The 21798-nt window shown below is 72.9% G+C and carries 15 protein-coding genes; 6 read left to right on the plus strand and 9 right to left on the minus strand.

Annotation, left to right across the window (positions count from 1 at the left end):
* Window positions 1–5: 5 nt before the first annotated feature.
* Both ACIRRH_RS05240 and ACIRRH_RS05245 read right to left on the minus strand, forming a co-directional pair.
* A complete protein-coding gene (locus ACIRRH_RS05240; RefSeq protein WP_403062001.1) occupies window positions 6–926 on the minus strand; it encodes an ABC transporter substrate-binding protein in 921 nt (306 codons plus the stop codon).
* Window positions 927–1356: 430 nt separating this feature from the next.
* A complete protein-coding gene (locus tag ACIRRH_RS05245; protein ID WP_403062004.1) occupies window positions 1357–2283 on the minus strand; it encodes an ABC transporter substrate-binding protein in 927 nt (308 codons plus the stop codon).
* 584 nt (window positions 2284–2867) lie between these two features.
* On the opposite strand from ACIRRH_RS05245, the gene ACIRRH_RS05250 reads away from it, so the two are divergent.
* Window positions 2868–4064 carry an NADP-dependent malic enzyme gene (locus ACIRRH_RS05250; protein WP_224283191.1) on the plus strand — a complete coding sequence of 399 codons (1197 nt, stop codon included), beginning with the start codon at window positions 2868–2870 and terminating at the stop codon, window positions 4062–4064.
* 98 nt (window positions 4065–4162) lie between these two features.
* Window positions 4163–5125 carry a zinc-binding dehydrogenase gene (locus ACIRRH_RS05255; protein WP_403062007.1) on the plus strand — a complete coding sequence of 321 codons (963 nt, stop codon included), beginning with the start codon at window positions 4163–4165 and terminating at the stop codon, window positions 5123–5125.
* Window positions 5126–5228: 103 nt separating this feature from the next.
* Here the strand turns inward: ACIRRH_RS05255 and ACIRRH_RS05260 are convergent, their stop codons facing one another.
* The 7 genes from ACIRRH_RS05260 to ACIRRH_RS05290 all read right to left on the minus strand — a co-directional run bounded on the left by ACIRRH_RS05260 (window position 5229) and on the right by ACIRRH_RS05290 (window position 15871).
* A complete protein-coding gene (locus ACIRRH_RS05260; RefSeq protein ID WP_403062010.1) occupies window positions 5229–6263 on the minus strand; it encodes a PadR family transcriptional regulator in 1035 nt (344 codons plus the stop codon).
* 1 nt (window position 6264) lies between these two features.
* Window positions 6265–7173, minus strand: a complete 909-nt coding sequence (locus ACIRRH_RS05265; RefSeq protein WP_403062013.1) for a DUF4097 family beta strand repeat-containing protein — start codon at window positions 7171–7173, stop codon at window positions 6265–6267.
* Between the two features lie 212 nt (window positions 7174–7385).
* Window positions 7386–7565: a DUF6104 family protein gene (locus tag ACIRRH_RS05270; RefSeq protein ID WP_049649445.1), complete on the minus strand. Its 180-nt coding sequence runs from the start codon at window positions 7563–7565 to the stop codon at window positions 7386–7388.
* Window positions 7566–7611: 46 nt separating this feature from the next.
* Window positions 7612–9594 (minus strand): protein kinase, encoded by a 1983-nt coding sequence (locus tag ACIRRH_RS05275; protein WP_403062016.1) that lies wholly within the window; start codon window positions 9592–9594, stop codon window positions 7612–7614.
* 302 nt (window positions 9595–9896) lie between these two features.
* A complete protein-coding gene (locus tag ACIRRH_RS05280; protein ID WP_403062019.1) occupies window positions 9897–13619 on the minus strand; it encodes a multifunctional oxoglutarate decarboxylase/oxoglutarate dehydrogenase thiamine pyrophosphate-binding subunit/dihydrolipoyllysine-residue succinyltransferase subunit in 3723 nt (1240 codons plus the stop codon).
* Window positions 13620–13852: 233 nt separating this feature from the next.
* Window positions 13853–15040, minus strand: a complete 1188-nt coding sequence (locus ACIRRH_RS05285) for a sensor histidine kinase (protein ID WP_403062022.1) — start codon at window positions 15038–15040, stop codon at window positions 13853–13855.
* A gap of 93 nt (window positions 15041–15133) precedes the next feature.
* Window positions 15134–15871, minus strand: a complete 738-nt coding sequence (locus tag ACIRRH_RS05290) for a response regulator transcription factor (RefSeq protein ID WP_030057574.1) — start codon at window positions 15869–15871, stop codon at window positions 15134–15136.
* A 618-nt stretch (window positions 15872–16489) separates the two neighbouring features.
* Between ACIRRH_RS05290 and ACIRRH_RS05295 the strand changes: the two genes are divergently transcribed.
* From ACIRRH_RS05295 to ACIRRH_RS05310, 4 genes are all read left to right on the plus strand, one after another.
* The gene (locus tag ACIRRH_RS05295) at window positions 16490–17200 is read left to right on the plus strand and encodes a rhomboid-like protein (protein WP_403062025.1); all 711 of its coding nucleotides are present in this window, start codon (window positions 16490–16492) and stop codon (window positions 17198–17200) included.
* A 217-nt stretch (window positions 17201–17417) separates the two neighbouring features.
* On the plus strand, window positions 17418–19880 hold the full coding sequence (gene lon / locus ACIRRH_RS05300; protein ID WP_403062028.1) for an endopeptidase La: 2463 nt from the start codon (window positions 17418–17420) through the stop codon (window positions 19878–19880).
* 87 nt (window positions 19881–19967) lie between these two features.
* The gene (locus ACIRRH_RS05305) at window positions 19968–20567 is read left to right on the plus strand and encodes a GtrA family protein (protein ID WP_403062031.1); all 600 of its coding nucleotides are present in this window, start codon (window positions 19968–19970) and stop codon (window positions 20565–20567) included.
* Between the two features lie 18 nt (window positions 20568–20585).
* Window positions 20586–21794, plus strand: coding sequence for an ROK family protein (locus tag ACIRRH_RS05310; RefSeq protein ID WP_403062034.1), 1209 nt, complete (start codon window positions 20586–20588; stop codon window positions 21792–21794).
* The last annotated feature ends 4 nt before the right edge of the window (window positions 21795–21798 follow it).

The following is a 21798-nucleotide window of genomic DNA, read 5'->3' on the forward strand; positions in this document are numbered from 1 at the left end:
GAGGGTCAGTTGGCGCCGTTGATGACCGACTTGTCGATGGCTCCGGCCTCGACACCCCACTTGGTGAGGATCTGCTTGTAGGTGCCGTCGTCGATCAGCGACTGGACGGCGCCCTGGATGGCCGGGGCGAGCTTGGAGCCCTTGGCCAGGGCGACGCCGTAGGGGGCCACGCCGTAGGTCTCGCCGACCTTCTCCAGCTGGCCGCCGGACTGCTTGACCGCGTAGTCCACGACCTGGGAGTCGGCCATCATCGCCTGGTCGCGCCCGGAGACCACGGCGTTGGTGACGTCCGTCTGGAGGTCGAATTTGTCGCCGCCGTTCTGGATGCCCGGCTTGCCGGCCTTGGCGCAGTCCGGGTCGCGGGTGTCCTTGATCTCGTCGGCCTGGGTGGTGCCGGTCTGGACGGCGACCTTCTTGCCGCAGAGGTCCTTGGGGTCGATCTTCTCCGGGTTGCCCTTCTTCACCGCGACGGCGCTGCCGGAGTTGAAGTAGGTCACCATGTCGACGATCTGCTCGCGCTCCTTGTTGTCCGTGAAGGACGACATGCCGAGCTGGAACTTGTTCGACTGGATGCCGGGGATGATCGCGGTGAAGCCGGAGTCCTGGACCTCGGCCTTCAGCCCCAGCTTGGCGGCGATGGCGTTGGCCAGGTCGACGTCCAGGCCGATGACCTTGCCGCTGTCGTCCTTGAACTCGTCCGGCGCGTACGAGGCGTCCGCGCCCACCACGAGCTTGCCGGCCGACTTGACGTCGTCCGGGACGAGCGCGGCCAGCTTGGGGTCGGCCTTGACCTCGTTGACGGTCGCGGAGGCGTTGGGGGCGCCGCTGCTTTCGCTCGTGCTGCTGCAGCCGGTCAGCGCGAGGGAGACGGAGGCGGCGACCAGACCGGCTGCGAAGAGCCGGTTGCGCCGGGTGCGGGTGGTCATGAGGGGGATCTCCATCCTGGGGGAGAGAGGTCGGGCGGAGCGCGCCGCGGGAGCGGCGCACCGGAAACGGCGAGCCGCGCGGCTCGGTACGGGTGCGTGTCGCCGTACGTCGTCGTACGTGCAGGCCGGGTCGTGCAGCTGCCCGGGCGCGGGGGAGCCGCCCGGGGTTCTACGAGGTACTGCTACCGCCACCCTCCGCCGAGGTGGACGTTGACCGAACGGCCTCGACCAGTGGCCGACTCGATCCGGGATGGGGGGAATCCTGCCATCTGATGACAGTCAGGTGGCCCTCATCCAGATCAAAATCGGATAACGAGGGGCCGCGCTGTCCGCTATTCGGACTTATCCCGTGTCCCTGTCACGCTGCGCATAAGTATGCAGACCTGTCTGTTCCGCTCCCGGAGGCCCGCCGCCCCGCCGCCCCGCCGGCTCAGATGCCCCCGTTGACCACCGCGTTCTGCGCCGCGCCGGCGCTGACGTTCCACTTGGCCAGGATCTTGTCGTACTCGCCGCCGCGGATCAGCTGGTCGATCGCCTTGGCCAGCACGTCGCGCAGCGGCGTGTCGTCCTTGCGCACCGCGATCCCGTACGGGTTGGAGGTGGACTGCCCGCCGGTCACCTCGAAGCGGCCGCCGCCGTCGGTGGTCTTCGCCGCGTAGGCGGCCACCGGGAAGTCGTTCAGCTCGGCCGCGGCGGCGCCGGAGGCGACCTCGGCCAGTGCCTTGGTGTCGGTGTCCAGCTTGTGGGGGGTCAGCGGCGGGCGGCCGACCCGCGCGCAGACGGCCACCTGACGGGTGACGATCTCGTCCTGGGTGGTGCCCTGCTGGAACGCGACGGTCTTGCCGCACAGGTCGTCCAGGGACTTGATCGCCCTGGGGTTCCCCTTCGGGACGACGATCGAGGTGCCGGCGATGAAGTAGTCCACGAAGTCCACGCCCGGACCGGCCTGCTTGCCGTTCTCGTTCAGGGCGTCGCGGCGCTGGCGGGTGTCGCTGAGCGCCGACATCGCCAGGTCGTACTGCTTGGCCTGGAGGTTCGGTATCAGCTTGTCGAAGGGGGTGTCGACGAACTCGACCCGCACGTCGAGGATCCGGCCCAGGGCGGCGGCGATGTCCGGGTCCAGGCCGGCCGGCTTGCCGTCGGGGCCGGGGAACTCCACCGGGGCGTAGTTGACGTCCATGCCGATCCGCAGGACCCCGGCCGCCCGCTGGGCCTTCGGCAGCTTGGCGCGGAGGTCCTTGACCGGGTCGTCCTGGGCGGCCTGCCCACCGCCGCAGCCGGTCAGCAGCAGGGCTCCGGCGGTGACCAGGGCGGCGCCGGCCGGGATCGGGCGACGGGCGTGGCGGACGTGAGGCATGAGGGCGGCTCCTGAGGGCGGGACGTGCGGTCGCCACGGTGTCGCGGGGGTGTACGCGAAATGGCGGACAAGCGATCCTGCCATCCCGACCTGCCGGGCCCGGCGGCGGGTGTGTCAGAATTCGGTACCGGGTGACCCCCGAACGCTCGAACCGGACCGACGAGCCCCGACAGGCTCGGGGTGCTCGGGAACGGAAGTCCTCACGCGGCTCCGTATCCGGGGCACCGACTCCCCTTCGGATCTGCGTTCACTCCTGCGGGTGCGCGTGCGCTCATGCCGTTGCCGCCGCCGGAGCCCGGCGCTTGAGACGCCGGGCCCCTGTGAAGCGACAGCGCGGCGATGAACCGTACGCGACGAGGACGAAAAGGCATAGGTGCGATGCCTTTGTCCGACCTACGCTCGGCCCGGAAGCACAACGCGGACAACACAGACCCCATAACACCCTCATCCGAGGGCGCCGCCCGACGGCAGCGCCCCGACCCTGACCCCGGGTCCGCTTCGGCGTACCCGGTTTCCGGTTTCCGGACGGGTCGCCCTGCCCGTCGGCCGCGCGTCCTCGCCAGATCAATGACGAAGAGGTCATCGTGGCAGCGGAGATCATTCACAGCAGCACCCAGGACACCGACGATCCGGTCGACGCGGTTTTCGCGCTGCACCGCGGCGGCAAGATGGAGATCCGGGCGACCGTCCCGGTGCGCGACGCGGACGACCTGTCCCTCGCCTACACGCCCGGTGTCGCCCGGGTCTGCACGGCCATCGCCGAACAGCCGGAGCTGGTCGACGACTACACCTGGAAGTCCAACACCGTCGCGGTGGTCACCGACGGCACCGCGGTGCTGGGCCTCGGCGACATCGGCCCGCAGGCCTCGCTGCCGGTGATGGAGGGCAAGGCCATCCTGTTCAAGCAGTTCGGCGGCGTGGACGCGGTGCCGATCGCGCTCGCCTGCACCGGGGTCGACGAGATCGTCGAGACCGTGATCCGGCTGGCGCCCTCCTTCGGCGGCGTCAACCTGGAGGACATCTCCGCGCCCCGCTGCTTCGAGATCGAGCGCCGGCTCCAGGAGGCCCTGGACATCCCGGTCTTCCACGACGACCAGCACGGCACCGCGATCGTCACCACCGCCGCCCTGTGGAACGCCGCCAAGGTGACCGGCCGTGAGATCGGCTCGCTGCGGGCCGTCATCTCCGGCGCCGGCGCGGCCGGCATCGCCATCGCCAAGATGCTGGTCGCGGCCGGCATCGGCGACGTGGCCGTCTGCGACCGCAAGGGCGTGGTGTACGAGGGCCGCGGGGACCTCACCGACGTCAAGGCGGAGATCGCCGGGCAGACCAACCGCACCGGCCTCAAGGGCTCGCTGGCCGACGCGCTGGCCGGCGCCGACGTGTTCATCGGCGTCTCCGGCGGCACCGTGCCGGAGGAGGTCGTCGCGACCATGGCCGAGGGCGCGTTCGTCTTCGCGATGGCCAACCCCACCCCGGAGATCCACCCCGAGGTCGCGCACAAGTACGCCGCGGTGGTCGCCACCGGCCGCAGCGACTTCCCGAACCAGATCAACAACGTGCTGGCCTTCCCGGGCATCTTCGCGGGCGCCCTCCAGGTCCGCGCCTCCCGGATCACCGAGGGCATGAAGCTGGCCGCCGCCAAGGCGCTGGCCGGCGTCGTGGCCGACGAGCTGACGCCGCAGAAGGTCATCCCCTCGCCGTTCGACGAGCGGGTCGCGCCGGCGGTCACCAAGGCCGTCGCCGAGGCCGCCCGGGCGGAGGGCGTGGCGCGGATCTGACGATCCGACCGGACATTCGGCAAACGGCCCGGGGCCGGGACACGCGTCACACCTCCGCGTGGTTCCCGGCCCCGGCCGTCGCGGCTATCGTCCGGGGCATGTTCGCTGCCTATGCCGCACGTATCGACGCCGCCGACCCGTTGAGCGGGCTGGAGCTGGGCGACCTCCCCGAGCCGCAGGCCCGTCCCGGGTGGAGCGTGGTCACGGTCCGGGCCGCCAGCCTCAACCACCACGACCTGTGGTCGCTGCGCGGGGTCGGCCTGCCCGCCGAGAAACTGCCGATGATCCTCGGGTGCGACGCCGCCGGCGTCGACGAGCACGGCAACGAGGTGGTCCTGCACTCGGTGATCGGCCAGAGCGGCCACGGGGTCGGCCCCGACGAGCCGCGGTCCATCCTGACCGAGCGCTACCAGGGCACCTTCGCCCAGCGGGTCGCGGTGCCCACCTGGAACCTGCTGCCCAAGCCCGCCGAGCTGAGCTTCGAGCAGGCCGCCTGCCTGCCCACCGCCTGGCTGACGGCCTACCGGATGCTGTTCACCAACGCCGGGGTCAAGCCCGGCGACACCGTCCTGGTGCAGGGGGCGGGCGGCGGGGTGGCGACCGCGCTGATCGTCCTCGGCAAGGCGGCCGGCCTGCGGGTCTGGGTCACCGGACGGGACGAGGCCAAGCGCGCCCGGGCGGTGGAGCTCGGCGCCGACGCGGCCTTCGAGAGCGGCGCCCGGCTGCCCGAGCGGGTGGACGCGGTGCTGGAGACGGTCGGCGCCGCGACCTGGTCGCACTCGGTGAAGTCGCTGCGCCCGGGCGGCACCATCGTCATCTCCGGGGCCACCTCCGGCACCAACCCGAGCTCCGTCGAGCTGAACCGGATCTTCTTCCTGGAGCTCAAGGTGGTCGGCTCGACCATGGGCACCAAGGAGGAGCTGGCCGGGCTGCTCTCGTTCTGCGCCAACACCGGTGTCCGGCCGGTGATCGACTCGGTGCTGCCGCTGGCCGAGGCCCGGGACGGCTTCGCCCGGCTCGCCAAGGGCGACGTCTTCGGCAAGATCGTCCTCACCCCCTGACGGTCCGGGCGCACCGGCGCACCCTCACGCGCGGCGGCCCGGTGCCTCCCGAACGGGGGCACCGGGCCGGTGCGGAGTCGGCGTCAGGGCGCCGGCCGTCGGCTCAGCCGAGCAGCCGCTTCAGCCGCTCGCCCGCGGAGCCCAGCACCGCGCGGGCCTCGGCCAGCTTGTCCGCGCTCACCCCGCCGTCCCGGGCCGCGTCGCGGACCTGGTCGCGGAAGCGGTCGAGCAGCCGCTCCAGCTCGCGGGCCGGGTCCCCGGCCGGGTCGGTGCGGGCCCACGGCGGCAGGTCCGCCGGGGCGCCGGGCTCGTCCTTGTCCAGGTCGATCCGGGTCACGGTGATCCGCTCGGCGGGCTCGGCGGGCGGCTCGTCCGCGCCGTGGCCCCAGCGGGCCGCGTCGGCCAGCCCGGCGAGGCCCTTGGTCAGCTCGGACAGGCCCTCGGCCAGTCCGGTCGGCCAGTCGCCCTTCGCGGCGTGCTCGCGCACCTGCTGCTCGACCCGGCGCTTGATCCGCAGCGCCTCCTGCTGCGCGGCGGTGCGCGAGGCCTTGGCCTGCTCGCGCAGCCGGCGGGCCTCCTCCTCGGCGGCCTTCGCCTTGGCCTTGGCGGCCCGCTCCTGCTCCCGGGCGCGCTTGGCCTGCTCCTTGGCCTGCTGCTTGAACTGGGCGAACTCCTCCTTGGCGCGCTGCCAGGACTCGTTGTCGCCCCAGGGCCCGGCCCACGGGTCGCCGCTCTCGGTGCGCTCCGGCCGCGGTGCCTGCCTGGCGGCGTTCCACAGCTCCTCGCGCAGGTCCTTGGCGCTGTCCCGGACGTCCTCGCGGATCGCCCCGGCGAGCTGCGCCACGGAGTCCCGGATCTCCAGCTCCAGCTCGTCCAACTCGCCCTGCCGGGCTTCGAGTTCGGTGCGTCCGGCGTCGGTCAGCCGGTACACCTTGCGGCCGCCCTCGGTGCTGTGGGCGACCAGGCCCTCCTGCTCCAGCTTGGCCAGCCGCGGGTAGACCGTCCCGGCGGAGGGGGCGTACAGGCCCTGGAACCGCTCCTCCAGCAGCCGGATCACCTCGTAGCCGTGCCGCGGGGCCTCGTCCAGCAGCTTCAGCAGGTAGAGGCGCAGCCGGCCGTGGCCGAACACCGGTGTCATCTCAGGCCTCCTTGGTGAGGTTCGGCGTGCCGGGGCCGGCCGGGATCTCCTTGACCACCACCGGGCCCTCCTCCTCCGAGTCGGGGCGGCGCAGCACGGTGACCGCGCCGGAGACGGTGGTGACGTTGAGGCTACCGCGGCCCTCGCCGAGTCGGCCGGAGATCTTCTTGGCGCCCCAGGTGCTGCTCATCTGGAGCTGCTCGAAGGTGCTGGAGACGTCGCCGCTGGTGGAGCCGGCCTCGACGGTGGCGTCGGCCAGCGAGGGTATCCGGACCACGACCGCGCCGCTGACGGTGTTGACCTTGACGTCGGTCTCGCCGGCCACGTCGAGGTCCAGGGTGACGGCCCCGGTGACGGTGTTGGCCTGGACCCGGTCGGCGGTGCCGGCGATCACGGTGAGCTGCCCGGAGACGGTGTTGACCTTGAGCCGGCCGCCCACCGCCTGGGCGTCCACGTCGCCGGTGACGGTGCCGGCCTCGATGAGGCCGGTCACCCCCGCGAGGGTGGTGTCACCGTTGGCGCTCTGCACCGAGACGTGCCCGTCGACGCCGCTGACGGTGGCGTCGGCCGACACGGTGCCGACCTTGACCTCGACCTCGGTCGGGACGGTCACGGTCACGCCGGCGATCCGCTTGCGCTTGAAGGAGCCGAAGAGGCTCTTCACCGAGCCGACCGACTTGAGCCGGTCGCCGAACTCGCTCCAGCTGTTGATGTCCTTGTAGGTGACCGTCAGGACGCCGTCCACCAGGGTCACGTGCAGGGGCTCGCCGACCAGCTCGGTGACCTCCAGACGGGCCGGGCCCTCGGCCGCCACCACGTTCACCGTGCCCTCGATGGTCCGCACGTGCAGCGCGCGCACCGGCTCGTCGAAGGTGATCCTCTCGGGGCCGTCGACCGTCCACTGGCTCATCTCTGCCGCCTCCCGTTGCCGATCGCGATGTATCGCGTTCTCTTTTAAAGACGATATATCGCGTGCGGGCAGAGTCAAGCGCGCCGGCCCCCGATCCCGACCCCGATCCGCCCCCGAGGTCTCCCCTACGGGGCCGTGGGGCCGCCGTACCCGGACACGCGCGAGGCCCGGGAGGCGGTTGCCTCCCGGGCCTCGCGGCGGCCGTCACCGGGTCACTCGTCGTCCTCGTCGTCGAGCCGCGCCAGCCAGGTGGCAAGCCGCTCGACCGGGACCTCGAAGTCCGGGTTGAGGTCGACGAACGTGCGCAGCTGCTCGGCCAGCCACCCCAGGGTGACCTCCTCCTCGCCGCGCCGGTTCTCCAGCTCCTCGATGCCTCGGTCGGTGAAGTACACGGTTCGCTCCGGTCCGGTGGGGATTGACCTGGTCAGGATAGTCCGGTCAGCCGGCCCGCCAGGTGCTGACGGTGACCTTGGCGGCCCCGGTGGTCGGGTCCGCCTGCTCGATCACCGCGACGGCGATGTTGCGGGTGACCCGGTCGCGGACGCACAGCAGGCGGCCGGGCGCGACCCGGTTGTACGAGAGGTCGGTGTCCGGCCGGGAGTCGATCGCGGCGGCGCACTGCTCGGCGGTGACGGACGGCTCGGTGATCACCGCGAAGTCCGACTTGTTGTCGCCGTAGCTGGTGAAGGAGTTGGCCTTGCTGCCGCCGGTGCCGCCGGCGTTGACCACCCCGAGGCCCCACTTGAGGTCGGTGGAGCGGGGGACCACGGTGCCCGAGTCCAGGTCGATCCGGTAGGCGTCGGAGGAGTACTCGGCGCTGGGGATCGCCAGCGACTTCTTGTCCAGCATCGGGGAGTAGCCGGCCGGCCGGGCCGGGGCCGAGGCGGTGCTCTGGCCGGGCTTCGAGGGCGTGGCCGTCACCGGGTCGGAGGACGCCGAGGCACTCGGGGAGGACTTCGCCTTGGTCGCGTCCGGGCTCTGGGTCACGGTGACCGCGGCGGCCGGCCTGTCGCCCGACTTGGTGTCGTCGCCCAGCTTCTTCATCAGCACCACGCCGCCCGCGGTGCCGCCGACCGCCATCACCAGGGCGACGGTGAGCAGCACCTTCCAGGACACCCCGCCCTTGCGCTTGGGCTCGGGCTCCGGGGCGGCGGTCACCACCGGTCCGGGCGGCGGGGTGTCGTACGACGGCGGCTCCGGCTGCTGGAGCCGGGCGGTCGGCGGGGCCGGCAGCACCGGTGCGGTCGGCGACTCGGTGGGCGGCTGCGGGGCGCCGTACGAGCCGACCGGCGGCGGCGCGAAGCCCGGCGGGGGCGTCACGGGCGGCTGCTGCGGGTGCACCGCGGTGGCCGGGTGGGTCGGGGCGGAGACGGGGTGGGTCGGCGCGACGGGCGGCTGCGGGGGAGCGGCCGGGACGGCGGCCGGCATCGCGGGCACCGGGGTCGGCGGGGTGGCCGGCGCGGCCGGCAGCGGTGTCGGCGGCGTCTTGGGGAGGTCGGAGCGGCGGGTGATCTCGGTGTTGACCTCGCGCGGCAGCCAGTCGTCGCCGAACCGCAGCTGGCCGCCGACCTCCGGGTGGTTGCGGGCGACCTGGATGATCTCGGCGGGGGTCGGGCGGTCCTCCGGGCTCTTCGCCAGGCAGCGCTGGATCAGCTCGCGCAGGTCGGCCGGGACGGCCGACAGGTCCGCCTCCTCGTGCACCACCCGGTAGAGCACCGCGGTGTCCGGGCCGTCGCCGAACGGCGCGGTGCCGCCGGCCACGTACGCGGCCAGGGCGCCGAGCGCGAAGACGTCGGTGGCCGGGGTGACCGGGCGGCCCTGGGCCTGCTCGGGGGACATGAAGGCGGGGGAGCCGATCCGGTAGCCGGTGCCGGTCAGGGCGGTGGCGTCGGCGGCCCGGGCGATGCCGAAGTCGATCACCCGCGGTCCGTCCCCGGCGACCAGCACGTTGGCGGGCTTGAGGTCGCGGTGGACCACCTCGACGCTGTGGATCGCCTGGAGGGCCTCGGCGATGCCGCCCATCAGCAGCAGCACGGTGCGCACCGGCAGTGCGCCGTTCTCGCGCACCACCTGCTGCAGGGACGGGCCCGGGACGTACGCGGTGACCAGCCAGGGGGCGTCGCCGTCCAGGCCGCCGGAGTCGATCACCTGCGCGGTGTAGAGCCCGTGGATGCGCTGGGCGTTGCTGACCTCCTGCGCGAAGCGGCGGCGGAACTCGCCGTCCTCGGCGAACTCCGGGCGCACCACCTTGAGCGCGACCGGGCGTCCGCCCGGGGTGTAGGAGAGGTAGACCCGGCCCATGCCGCCGGCGCCCAGCCGGGCGAACAGCCGGTAACCGCCGACCTCCCGGGGGTCGTCCGGGAGGAGCGGCTGGAAGACCGGTGGGAGCTTGCCGGCGTCCCGAGGCGTGTCGGCGTTCATGTGGTGATCCCCCTGGGAGAGCGGTGAGGTGGTACGGCCGTGGCGGCCGGGCGAGCTGACGGGCGCCGGGGCTGCCGAACGGCGAGGCATAACCTATCGACCCGTCAGGATCTCGCGCACCGCGGTTCCGGTTTGGTTGCAGAGCTGGGACCTAACGGGCGGGGAGCACGAACGCAGGGCGGGGAGCACGAACGCGGGGCCGGGAGCACGAACGCGGGGCCGGGAGCGCGAACGCCCGCGGCCCCGCCCTCCCGGTGGGGAGGGCGGGGCCGCGGGCGTGGAAGGCGCGGGGCTTCAGCGCGTCAGAGCGCGAAGACCTCCTCGACCAGCGCCTGCTGCTCGGCGGCGTGCCGCTTGGCCGAGCCGACCGCCGGGGACGAGGCCGCCGTGCGGGCGACGCGGCGCAGACGGGCGTCGCCGCCGCTGCGGCCGATGACGACCTGCAGGTGGTCGACCAGGTTCATCGCGATGAACGGCCAGGCGCCCTGGTTGGCCGGCTCCTCCTGCGCCCAGACGAACTGGACGTTGTCGCCGTAGCGGGCCAGCTCCTCCTGGAGCTCGGCCACCGGCAGCGGGTAGAGCCGCTCGACCCGGACGATCGCGGTGTCGGTGACGCCGCGCTCGGTGCGGGCCGCCTCCAGGTCGTAGTAGAACTTGCCGGCGGTGATGACCACCTTGCGGACCTGCGCCGGGTCGACGGTGGTGTCGCCGATGACCGGGCGGAACGAGCCGGACAGGAACTCCTCGGTCGCACTCGCCGCGGCCTTCAGACGCAGCATCGACTTCGGGGTGAAGACGACCAGCGGCTTGTGGTGCGGGTTGTGCGCCTGCCAGCGCAGCAGGTGGAAGTAGTTCGACGGCAGGGTCGGCATGGCGACCGTCATGTTGTTCTGCGCGCACAGCTGGAGGAAGCGCTCCGGGCGGGCGGACGAGTGGTCCGGGCCCTGGCCCTCGTAGCCGTGCGGCAGCAGCAGGGTGACGCCGGAGTGCTGGCCCCACTTCTGCTCGGCGGAGGCGATGTACTCGTCCACCATGGTCTGCGCGCCGTTGACGAAGTCGCCGAACTGCGCCTCCCACATGACCAGCGCGTTCGGGCGGGTCAGCGAGTAGCCGTACTCGAAGCCCATGGCCGCGTACTCCGACAGCAGGCTGTCGTAGACGGTGTAGCGGGCCTGGTCCTCGGTGAGGTACTGCAGCGGGGTGTAGTCCTCGCCGGTCTTGCGGTCGATCAGGACGGCGTGCCGCTGGCCGAAGGTGCCGCGGCGGCTGTCCTGGCCGGCCAGGCGGACCGGGTGGCCCTCCATGAGCAGCGAGCCGATGGCGAGGGTCTCGCCCATCGCCCAGTCGATGGTGTTGTCCTCGACCGAGCCGGCGCGGCGCTGCAGCTGCGGCAGCAGACGCGGGTGGACGGTCAGCCAGTCCGGGTGGTTGACCTGCGAGGCGGCGATCCGCTTGACCATCTCCTGGGAGATGCCGGTCCGGATGGAGACCGGGAAGTCGGCGACCGGCTTGCCCGCGGTGGCGTCGGCCGGCGCCTGGGCCGCGTCGCGGACCTCGGCGAAGACCTTCTCCAGCTGGCCCTGGAAGTCCTGGAGCGCCTGCTCCGCCTCTTCCATGGTGATGTCGCCGCGACCGATCAGGCCCTCGGTGTACAGCTTGCGCACCGAGCGCTTCTTGTCGATCAGGTCGTACATCAGCGGCTGGGTGAACGACGGGTTGTCGGCCTCGTTGTGACCGCGGCGGCGGTAGCAGATGAGGTCGATCACCACGTCCTTGTGGAACTCCTGGCGGAACTCGAAGGCGAGCCGCGCGACGCGGACCACGGCCTCCGGGTCGTCGCCGTTCACGTGGAAGATCGGGGCCTCGATCATGCGGGCCACGTCGGTGCAGTACATCGAGGAGCGCGAGGACGCCGGGGCGGCGGTGAAGCCGACCTGGTTGTTCACCACGACGTGCACGGTGCCGCCGGTGCGGTAGCCGCGCAGCTGCGACATGTTCAGGGTCTCCGCGACGACGCCCTGGCCGGCGAAGGCCGCGTCACCGTGGATCTGGATCGGCAGCACCGGGAAGGTGGTGCCGCCCTGGTCCAGGATGTCCTGCTTGGCGCGGGCGATGCCCTCGACGACCGGGTCCACGGCCTCCAGGTGGGAGGGGTTCGCGGCGAGCGAGACCTTGATGGTCTCGCCGTCCAGGCCGGTGAAGGTGCCCTCGGCGCCCAGGTGGTACTTGACGTCGCCGGAGCCGTGCATCGACTTCGGGTCGAGGTTGCCCTCGAACTCGCCGAAGATCTTGCCGTACGGCTTGCCGACGATGTTGGCCAGCACGTTCAGGCGGCCGCGGTGGGCCATGCCGATGACGGCCTCGTCGAGGCGGTGCTCGGCGGCGGAGTCGATGGTCGCGTCCAGCAGGGCGATCAGCGACTCACCGCCCTCCAGCGAGAAGCGCTTCTGGCCGACGTACTTGGTCTGCAGGAAGGTCTCGAAGGCCTCGGCCGAGTTCAGGCGGCGCAGGATGCGCAGCTGCTCCTCGCGCTCCGGCTTCGCGTACGGCTTCTCCAGGCGCTCCTGCAGCCACTTGCGCTGCTTCGGGTCCTGGATGTGCATGTACTCGATGCCGACGGTGCGGCAGTAGGTGTTGCGCAGCAGGCCGAGGATGTCGCGGAGCTTCATCATCTTGTGGCCGCCGAAGCCGCCGACCGCGAACTCGCGCTCCAGGTCCCACAGGGTGAGGCCGTGCTGGACGACGTCCAGGTCGGGGTGCTTGCGCTGCTTGTACTCCAGCGGGTCGGTGTCGGCCATCAGGTGGCCGCGGACCCGGTAGGAGTGGATGAGCTCCATGACGCGCGCGGTCTTGTTGACCTCGTCGTCGTGGGTGGTGGCGACGTCGGTGGCCCAGCGGACCGGCTCGTACGGGATCCGCAGCGACTCGAAGATCTCGTCGTAGAAGCCGTTCTCACCGAGCAGCAGGCGGTGGATCTCGCGCAGGAACTCGCCGGACGCCGCGCCCTGGATGACGCGGTGGTCGTAGGTCGAGGTCAGCGTCATGATCTTGGAGACGCCCAGGCGGGACAGGGTCTCCGGGGCGGAGCCCTGGAACTCGGCCGGGTACTCCATGGCGCCGACGCCGACGATGGTGCCCTGGTTCTGCATCAGGCGCGGCACGGAGTGCACGGTGCCGATGCCGCCGGGGTTGGTCAGCGAGACCGTGACGCCGGTGAAGTCGTCCATGGTCAGCTTGTTGGCGCGGGCCCGGCGGACGATGTCCTCGTAGGCCTGCCAGAAGCCGAAGAAGTCGAGCGTCTCGGCCTTCTTGATGGCCGCGACGACCAGCTGGCGGTCACCGTTGGGCTTGACCAGGTCGATGGCCAGGCCGAGGTTGACGTGCTCCGGCTTGACCAGGAAGGCCTTGCCGTCCTCCACCTTGTAGCTGTGGTTCATGCCCGGGGCGGCCTTGATGGCCTGGACCAGGGCGTAGCCGATCAGGTGGGTGAAGGAGACCTTGCCGCCGCGGGCGCGCTGCAGGTGGTTGTTGATGACGATGCGGTTGTCGATCAACAGCTTCGCCGGCACGGCGCGGACCGAGGTCGCGGTCGGCACCTCCAGCGAGGCGTCCATGTTGCTGGCGACGGCCTTCGCCGGACCGCGGAGCTGGACCAGCTCGGGGCCGGCAGCGGCGGCGGGCGCGGCCGGCGCCGGGGCGGCGGCCTTGGGGGCCGGGGGCGCGGCGGGCGCGGCGGCGAGCGGGGCCGGAGCGGCCGGGGCGGCGGCGGGCGCGGCCGGAGCAGCAGCGGCGGGCGCGGGGGCAGCGGCAGGGGTCGGCGCGGGGCCGGCCTGGGTCGCGGCCTGGGTCACTGGGGTCACCTCGGTACCGGGCTTGTAGTCGGCGAAAAAGTCCCACCAGGCTCGGTCGACCGAGTTCGGGTCCTGGAGGTACTGCTGGTAGATCTCGTCGACGAGCCACTCATTGGGGCCGAAGCCAGTGGAGCTTGCCGAGCTGTTGGGGGTTTCAGGGGACTGTGGCGACACGGCGGCAACCGCCCTCTTCCGCTTCCTTTTGGGATGTTTGGACAGCGGGGATTAAGGCTACGCCCCTGACCGGTGATCGCGCAGTCCCCGAGGCCCAGGCGTCGTCCAGATCACAGTGTTGACCTGCACTTTGGCTGAAAAAGTGCGTTAGAAAGCCGTATCTGGGGGGAACCGATCGGCGCCGAACAGGATCCATACCGGGGCGAAACCGGACAAAAACTCGGCCGAATCCGCTAACGATCTTCGTGTACCTCTGTGTCGGATCTGTGACAAATGTCCTGACCGTCGCCCTGGCGCTGTCCGGGCAGCCGGACCTCGATCCGGCAGCCGCGGGGGGACTCGGCCACCGCGATCCGTCCGCCGTGCAGGTCCACCGCCCAGCGGGCGATGGCCAGGCCCAGCCCGGTGCCGCCGTCCGCGCCCGGCCCGGCGGCGGTCGCGGTGCCGCTGCGGCTGAACCGCTCGAAGACCCGGGTGCGGTCGGCGGGCGGGATGCCGGGGCCCTCGTCCTCGACCTCCAGCAGCAGGCCGCCCCGCTCGCCCTCCGGTCGCGCCCGCACCGTCACGGTGCCGCCGGGCGGGGAGTGCTTGCAGGCGTTGTCGACCAGGTTGGCGACCACCTGGTGGAGCCGTTCCGGGTCCGCCACGCCGGTCAGGCCGACCGGGCTGACCTCCAGGGCCAGCCGGACGTCCCCGCGCCGGGAGAAGGCGCCGCCGGCCGTCGCGCCGTCCACGGTGACCCCGCGCAGCACGCCGTCCAGGAACTCGCGCACCTCGAAGGGGCGGGCGTCCAGGTCGACCACGCCGTCGTCGATCTTGGAGAGGTCGAGCAGGTGGGTGACCAGGCGGCCGAGCCGCTCGGTCTGCTCCAGTGCCGCCTCCAGGGTGGCCGGATTGGGCTGGACGACGCCGTCCACCACGTTCTCCAGGACGGCGCGCAGCGCGGCGATCGGCGTCCGCAGTTCGTGCGAGACGTTGGCGACCAGCTCGCGGCGGTGCCGGTCGGCGGCCTGGAGGTCGGCGGCCATGGCGTTGAAGGCGGCCGCCAGTTCGCCGATCTCGTCGCGCGAGTTCACCTCGACCCGGCGGCTGTAGTCGCCGGAGGCCATCGCGCGGGCGGCGGCCGTCATCTCGCGCAGGGGGGCGGTCAGCCCGTGCGCGAGGAACTGCATGAAGAGCAGTGAGGCGATCATGGAGAAGACCATGATGATCCGGATCTGGGTCTCGGACCGGATCGCCACGACCACCATCCCGGTGGCCAGGAACACGGAGACGATCACGAGCAGGGCGAGTTTGCCCTTGATCGAGCGGACCGGGTCGAGCGGCCGGATGTCGGCCCAGACCCGGCGGGCGGCGCGGGCGGCGAGGTTCTGCGGCCGCGCGTCGTCGGATTCCCCGTTGCGTTGCTGTGGAAAGGTCATTGTCCCGTGTGGTCCCCGCGTCGTCCCCCCGCGTGGTGGCCCGGCGTCGTCCGGACACGGGCCCCCCGGCGGCCCGTCGCCCGCGAAGCCGTCCTAGGAGAGCGGGGCCTCCAGCGCGTAGCCGACGCCGTGGACGGTGCGGATCCAGCTGGCGCCGATCTTCCGGCGCAGCGCCTTGACGTGGCTGTCCACGGTGCGGGTGCCGGAGGCGTCGGTCCAGTCCCAGACCTCGGCCAGCAGCTGCTCGCGGGTGAGCACGGCGCGCGGCTGGGCGGCCAGGCAGGCGAGCAGGTCGAACTCGGTCGGCGTCAGGTGGACGTCGCCCGAGGCCAGCCGGACCCGGCGCTGCACGTGGTCGATCTCCAGCTCGCCGAACCGCAGGCTGCCCAGCGCGGGCGTGCGGGCGGCCTGCTGGGCGCGCTCGACGCGGCGCAGCAGGACGTTGACGCGGGCGGCCAGCTCGCGCATCGAGAACGGCTTGGTCATGTAGTCGTCCGCGCCCACGCCGAGGCCGACCAGCAGGTCCGTCTCGTCGTCGCGGGCGGTCAGCATCAGCACCGGCACCGGGCGCTGGGCCTGGATCCGGCGGCACACCTCCAGGCCGTCGAAGCCGGGCAGCATGATGTCGAGGACCACCAGGTCCGGCTGCCAGGTGTGGAAGCCGTCGACCGCGCCGGGGCCGTCGTGGGCCACGGCGACCTTGAAGCCCTCGGCGCCCAGCCGGGCGGCGATCGACTCGGCGATCGTGGGCTCGTCCTCCACCACCAGGACTCTGCGCTGGCTGCTCACAGTGCCACCGGTGTTGTGGTTGTCCTGCTGAATTTCTGTCACGGTCACGCCACCGCCCCCAGGGCTGCGGGCCGGCCACCTGTGGGGATGGCGGGGCTCCGCTCGTAGTCTTGTTCCGTCGTGGACTGTGCCGGGTCCGCCGTCCCGTCGTGCGACAGGGAGCCGAGGACGGATGGTCGGCCGCCCACTTCTCCCGCGCACTTCGCAGCGTACGGACAGCGGATGCTTCCCGGCAGGTGGACCGGACGTTTCCGGCCCGTGGGCCGGCTGTCGGGCCGCCCTCGGACCCACTGCACGAGTGGGCACGGGCCGATACCTTACCCGGCGAATTTTCTCTGCGTAACGGTACGTATGCAGTCCAGTTGACGCCAAGTCGCCGGTCAGAGGCCGTGCTGCCGCGTTGGCGGGGAGAAGGTCTGGACCAATGTCGGGAATCCTCCGGTCCGCTACGGTCGGGGTCCTCACGGGCTTTTCCCAGGTGCCTCCCAGGACCTCGACGTACCGTGGCCGCGACAACACCCGACCGGGCGGAATCCGTGGCGCGCGCCGGTACGTTGGGCACCACGCGAGGAGCCGGTGGCTGCGGCGTGGAGCGGAGGCGGCATGGCGGGACCGGGGTGCGGTGCCGGCGGAGCCCGGACCGCGGGAGCGCCGTACGGAATGCTCCGCCTCGGGCTGCGCGCCGGTGTCGTGGAGTGGCTGCTGGAACGGGTGCCGACGCCCCGGCGAACGCCCTTCACGCTCGGGTACCTCGCCGTCGTGGGAGCCACCACGACCTTCGCCGGACTCGCCGATCCGGAACTCGTCCAGCGGTTGCAGGAAGCCTCCAGTTCGGACGGGCACAACCTGCTCCAGCATCCCCTGCGCGCCCTTGCGCTGAGCGGATTCTGGGTGGCCGGCGAGGTGTGGATGCCCTACCTGTGGGGATTCGCGCTCACCCTCGCGCCGCTGGAGCGCAGGATCGGCCCGGCCCGGGCGGCGGCCGTGTTCGCGGCCGGGCACGTCGTGGCGACGCTGCTCTCCCAGGGGGTGGTGATCGCCGCGGTGGAGACCGGGCGGATGGCGCCCGAGGTGATGGACCGCCTGGACATCGGGGTCAGCTACGGCGTGCTCGCCTGCCTGGGGGCGGTGGCCGGGCTGCTCTCCCGGCGCGGGCGGCTGCTCGCGCTGGGCGGCGCCGGGCTGATGATCGCCGAGCAGATCGCCACCGACAGGGACGTGATCACCGGTGTGGGGCACCCGGCCGCGGTGCTGACCGGGGTCGCGCTGTGGCGCTGGGTGCGCCGGGCCGAACGGCGCCCGCTGAGGCCGCGTCCGGCCCCGGCGACGGCCGCCGGCGGTGCGCCCGCGCGGGTGTGGACGGCGCGTTGACGCCGCTGCCCGGCCGTGATCGTTCCGGGGCCGTGGATCTTCGCCCCGGGATTTCCGGAGACGTTTCCGGTGCGCTTTCCGTGCTCTTTTGACGGAGCCCGGCGCGGCACCTCCCGCCCCGATCCGTGTTCGCTCACGGCGAACGGAGGGCCGGGAACATCCGGTGGTCGCGAGGCCTTAGTCAGGTCGACTCAAGTTCGCTGACTGGGGAGAGATCATGGCATCGACGTCCACACCGCTCACCCTGCCCGTGCTGCCGCTCGACGACGAGGTCGTCCTGCCGGGCATGGTCGTTCCGCTGGACCTGAAGGACACCGAGGTGCGCGCCGCGGTCGAGGCCGCCCGGGCCGCTGCCACCGGCGCCGGCAAGCCGCAGGTCCTGCTGGTCCCGCGGGTGGACGGCTCGTACGCGGCGGCCGGCACGCTGGCCACCGTGGAGCAGGTCGGCCGGCTGGCCGACGGCCCCGACGCGGTCGGGCAGCCCGCCGCGCTGGTGCGCGCCGTGCGCAGGGTCCGGATCGGCGTCGGTACCACCGGCCCCGGCGCCGCCCTCTGGGTGGAGACCACGCCGTTCCGGGAGTCCTCGGTGGGCACCCCGGTGGCCGGCCGGGCCGCCGAGCTGGTCAGGGAGTACAAGGCGCTGTCCACCCAGTGGCTGCGCAAGCGCGGCGCCTGGCAGATCGTCGACCGGGTGGCGCAGATCGAGGGCGTCGGCGAGCTCGCCGACAACATCGGCTACGCGCCCTTCGTCACCGCTGAGCAGAAGCTCAAGGTGCTGCTGGAGGCCGACCAGGTCGCCCGTCTCGAGTACGCGCTCACCCTGCTGCGCGACCACCTCGCCGAGGAGGAGGTCAACGACACCATCCGCAAGGACGTCGAGGAGGGCGTGGCCAAGCAGCAGAAGGAGTTCCTGCTCCGCCGCCAGCTGGAGGCCGTCCGCAAGGAGCTGGCCGAGCTGAACGGCGAGGCGGCCGACGAGGAGGGCGACTACCGCGCCCGGGTCGAGGCCGCGGACCTCCCTACGAGCGTCCGCGAGGCCGCGCTCAAGGAGGTCGACAAGCTGGAACGCGCTTCCGACCAGTCGCCCGAGGGCTCCTGGATCCGCACCTGGCTGGACACCGTCCTGGAACTGCCCTGGAACGAGCGCACCGAGGACGCGTACGACATCGCCGGCGCCCGCGCGGTGCTGGACGCCGACCACGCCGGCCTGGCCGACGTGAAGGAGCGGATCGTCGAGTACCTGGCCGTCCGCAAGCGTCGGGCCGGCCAGGGGCTCGGGCCGGCCGGCGGGCCTCGGCCGGAGGGGCGGAGCGAAGCGCTCCCCAGGAAGAGCGGTGGGCGGCGGGAGGGAGCGGTGCTGGCCCTGGTCGGCCCGCCCGGCGTCGGCAAGACCTCGCTCGGCGAGTCGGTGGCCCGAGCGATGGGCCGCACGTTCGTCCGGGTCGCGCTCGGCGGCGTCCGGGACGAGGCGGAGATCCGCGGCCACCGGCGCACCTACGTCGGCGCACTGCCCGGCCGGCTGGTGCGGGCGATCAAGGAGGCCGGCTCGATGAACCCGGTCGTCCTGCTGGACGAGATCGACAAGGTCGGCTCCGACTACCGGGGCGACCCGGCCGCCGCCCTGCTGGAGGTGTTGGACCCGGCGCAGAACCACACCTTCCGGGACCACTACCTGGAGGTCGAGCTCGACCTCTCCGACGTCGTCTTCCTCGCCACCGCCAACGTCCTGGAAGCCATCCCCGAGCCGCTGCTCGACAGGATGGAGCTGGTCCGGCTGGACGGCTACACCGAGGACGAGAAGGTCGTCATCGCCCGCGACCACCTGCTCCCGCGCCAGTTGGAGAGGGCCGGCCTCGGCGGCGAGCAGGTCACCGTGGACGAGCCGGCGCTGCGCAGCCTCGCCGGGGAGTACACCCGGGAGGCGGGCGTCCGCAACCTGGAGCGCTCGATCGCCCGGGTGCTGCGCAAGATCGCCGTACAGGCCGAGCTGGGCGAGCGCGAGCTGCCCGCCGCGGTCGGGGCGCAGGACCTGCGCGCCCTGATCGGCCGGCCGCACCACGTGCCGGAGTCCGCCCAGGAGCCGGCCGAGCGCCGCACCGCCGTCCCCGGCGTGGCCACCGGCCTCGCGGTGACCGGCGCCGGCGGCGACGTCCTCTACATCGAGGCCTCGCTCGCCGACGCCGAGACCGGCGGCACCGGGCTGACCCTCACCGGGCAGCTGGGCGACGTGATGAAGGAGTCCGCGCACATCGCGCTCTCCTACCTGCGCTCGCGCGGCGCCGAGCTGGAGCTGCCGGTCACCTCGCTGCGCGACCGCGGCGTGCACCTGCACATCCCGGCCGGGGCCGTCCCCAAGGACGGGCCGAGCGCCGGCATCACCATGACCACGGCGCTGGCCTCGCTGCTCTCCGGCCGCAAGGTGCGCACCGACGTGGCGATGACCGGCGAGGTGTCGCTGACCGGGCGGGTGCTGCCGATCGGCGGGGTGAAGCAGAAACTGCTCGCCGCCGACCGGGCCGGGGTCACCACGGTGATCATCCCCAAGCGCAACGAGGCCGACCTGGACGACCTCCCGGCCGAGGTGCTGGAGCGGCTCACCGTCCACCCGGTGGCGGACGTGCGGGAGGTGTTGGAGCTGGCGCTGGAGCCGGCCGCGGCCACGGTGCTGGTGGCCGCCTGACCGGAGGCCCGGGCCGCCCGAGCGGTGGCCCGGGCCCCACCGGCGGTCCGAAGGGCCGGCGGCATCCCCGCGTGCGAGACTGCGGAGATGCCGTCCCCCACGCAGCGCGCTCTGGCCCGGGTGCCCGACCGGCTGCGCCCCTTCCTGGTACGGCACCGCCGGCTGGTGAAGTTCCTGCTGGTCGGGAGCGGCTGCTTCGTGCTCACCACGGTGATCGACTTCGAGCTCAAGTTCACCGTGCTGGAGCACAAACCGGTGGTCGCGCTGACCGTCGCGACCGTGATCGGCACCGTCGTCTCGTACGTGCTGAACCGCCGCTGGGCCTTCCGGGCCGCCGGCCGGCAGCGCGAGGCGCTGATGTTCGTCCTGGTCAGCGCGGTGGCGATCGTCGTCAACGACGTACCGCTGGCGCTCTCCCGGTACGTCCTGGACCTGCGCGAGCCGTACGTCGGCCCCTGCGGGCAGGAGCTGGCGGACTTCCTCAGCGGGATGGTCGTCGGCACCTTCGTCGCGATGCTGTTCCGCTACTGGGCGATGCGGCGGTGGGTCTTCGCCCCGCCCGCCCCGCCCGCCGGGCCCGGCCGGGCCGAGCCCGTTCCCGTGCCGGCGAGGGTGCTCGCGGAACCGGCGACGGTGCTCGCGGAACCCGGTTACGCTGCACCCGAGATGCCACGGGATGTGCCGTAAAGGGGCGAGGTGAGCCTTATGTACGAGCCGGACCCCGTCCCGACCGGGCCCGCCAGCCAGCAGGGGATGCGCCGGGCCAACCTGGCCCTGGTGCTCGGGACGATCGCGAGCGGACCGCGCTCGCGCGCCGAGGTGGCCGCCGGGACCGGGCTGACCAGGGCGGCCGTCTCCTCGCTCGCCGAACAGCTGATCGCCGCCGGCCTGGTGGTCGAGGAGGGCCCCGCCGCGCCCAGCGGCAAGGTCGGCCGTCCCGGCACCGCGCTCGGCCTCAACCCGGCCGGGCCCGGCGGCCTCGGCGCCGAGATCGGGGTGCGGCACCTGGGTGCCTGCGTGGTCGACCTGCGCGGGGAGGTCCGCGCCTGGCGGCGCCGGGAGGTCTCCAACCACGGCCGCGCGCCCGCCGCCGTGATGGCCGACCTCGCCGACCTGCTGCGCGAGGCCGTCGCCGAGTCGGGGCTGCGCCCGGCCGGACTCACCCTGGCCGTGCCCGGGCTGGTCGGCGGCTCCGGCGGGATGCTCCGGCGGGCCGCCAACCTGGGCTGGCAGGACATCCCGCTGGCCGCGGCACTGCGCCCGGCGCTGCGGACGGCCGGGGGAGGCCTGGCCGAGCTGCCGATCGAGGCGGACAACGAGGCCAACCTCGGCGGACTGGCCGAGCGCTGGCTGGGCGAGGGCCCGGAGGACTTCCTGTACGTCTCCGCCGAGGCCGGGGTCGGCGCGGCGATCGTGGTCGGCGGCCGGCTGCTGCGCGGGGCCGGCGGCTATGCCGGCGAGTTCGGCCACGTACCGGTCCACCCCGGGGGGCGCCGCTGCGCCTGCGGGGCGCACGGCTGCCTGGAGCAGTACGCGGGCGAGGCGGCGGCCCTGCGGGCGGCCGGCCTGACCGGGGCCCGGGGCGACTGGGTGGCGCTGCTCGCCGACCGCGCCGGGGCCGGGGACGAAGCCGCCCGCGCGGCGCTCGCCGGGGCCGGCACGGCGCTCGGCACCGCGGCAGCCGGCGCGGTCAACCTGCTGGACCCGGCCGAGGTGGTGCTGGGCGGCGGCTACGCCCGGCTGGCGCCCTGGCTGCTGCCCGCGATGCGGGCCGAACTGGCCGCCCGGGTGACGGTGCGGCCCTGGTCCGAGGACCGGCTGACGGTCTCCCGGCTGGGCCGCCGGGGCCCGCTGCTGGGCGCGGCGGTGCGGGTCGTGCGGGCCATCGTGGCCGACCCCGGGCCGCTCGGCTAGGAGC

Origin of the sequence: Kitasatospora sp. NPDC101235, assembly GCF_044767505.1 — a bacterium.
Lineage (GTDB): Bacteria > Actinomycetota > Actinomycetes > Streptomycetales > Streptomycetaceae > Kitasatospora.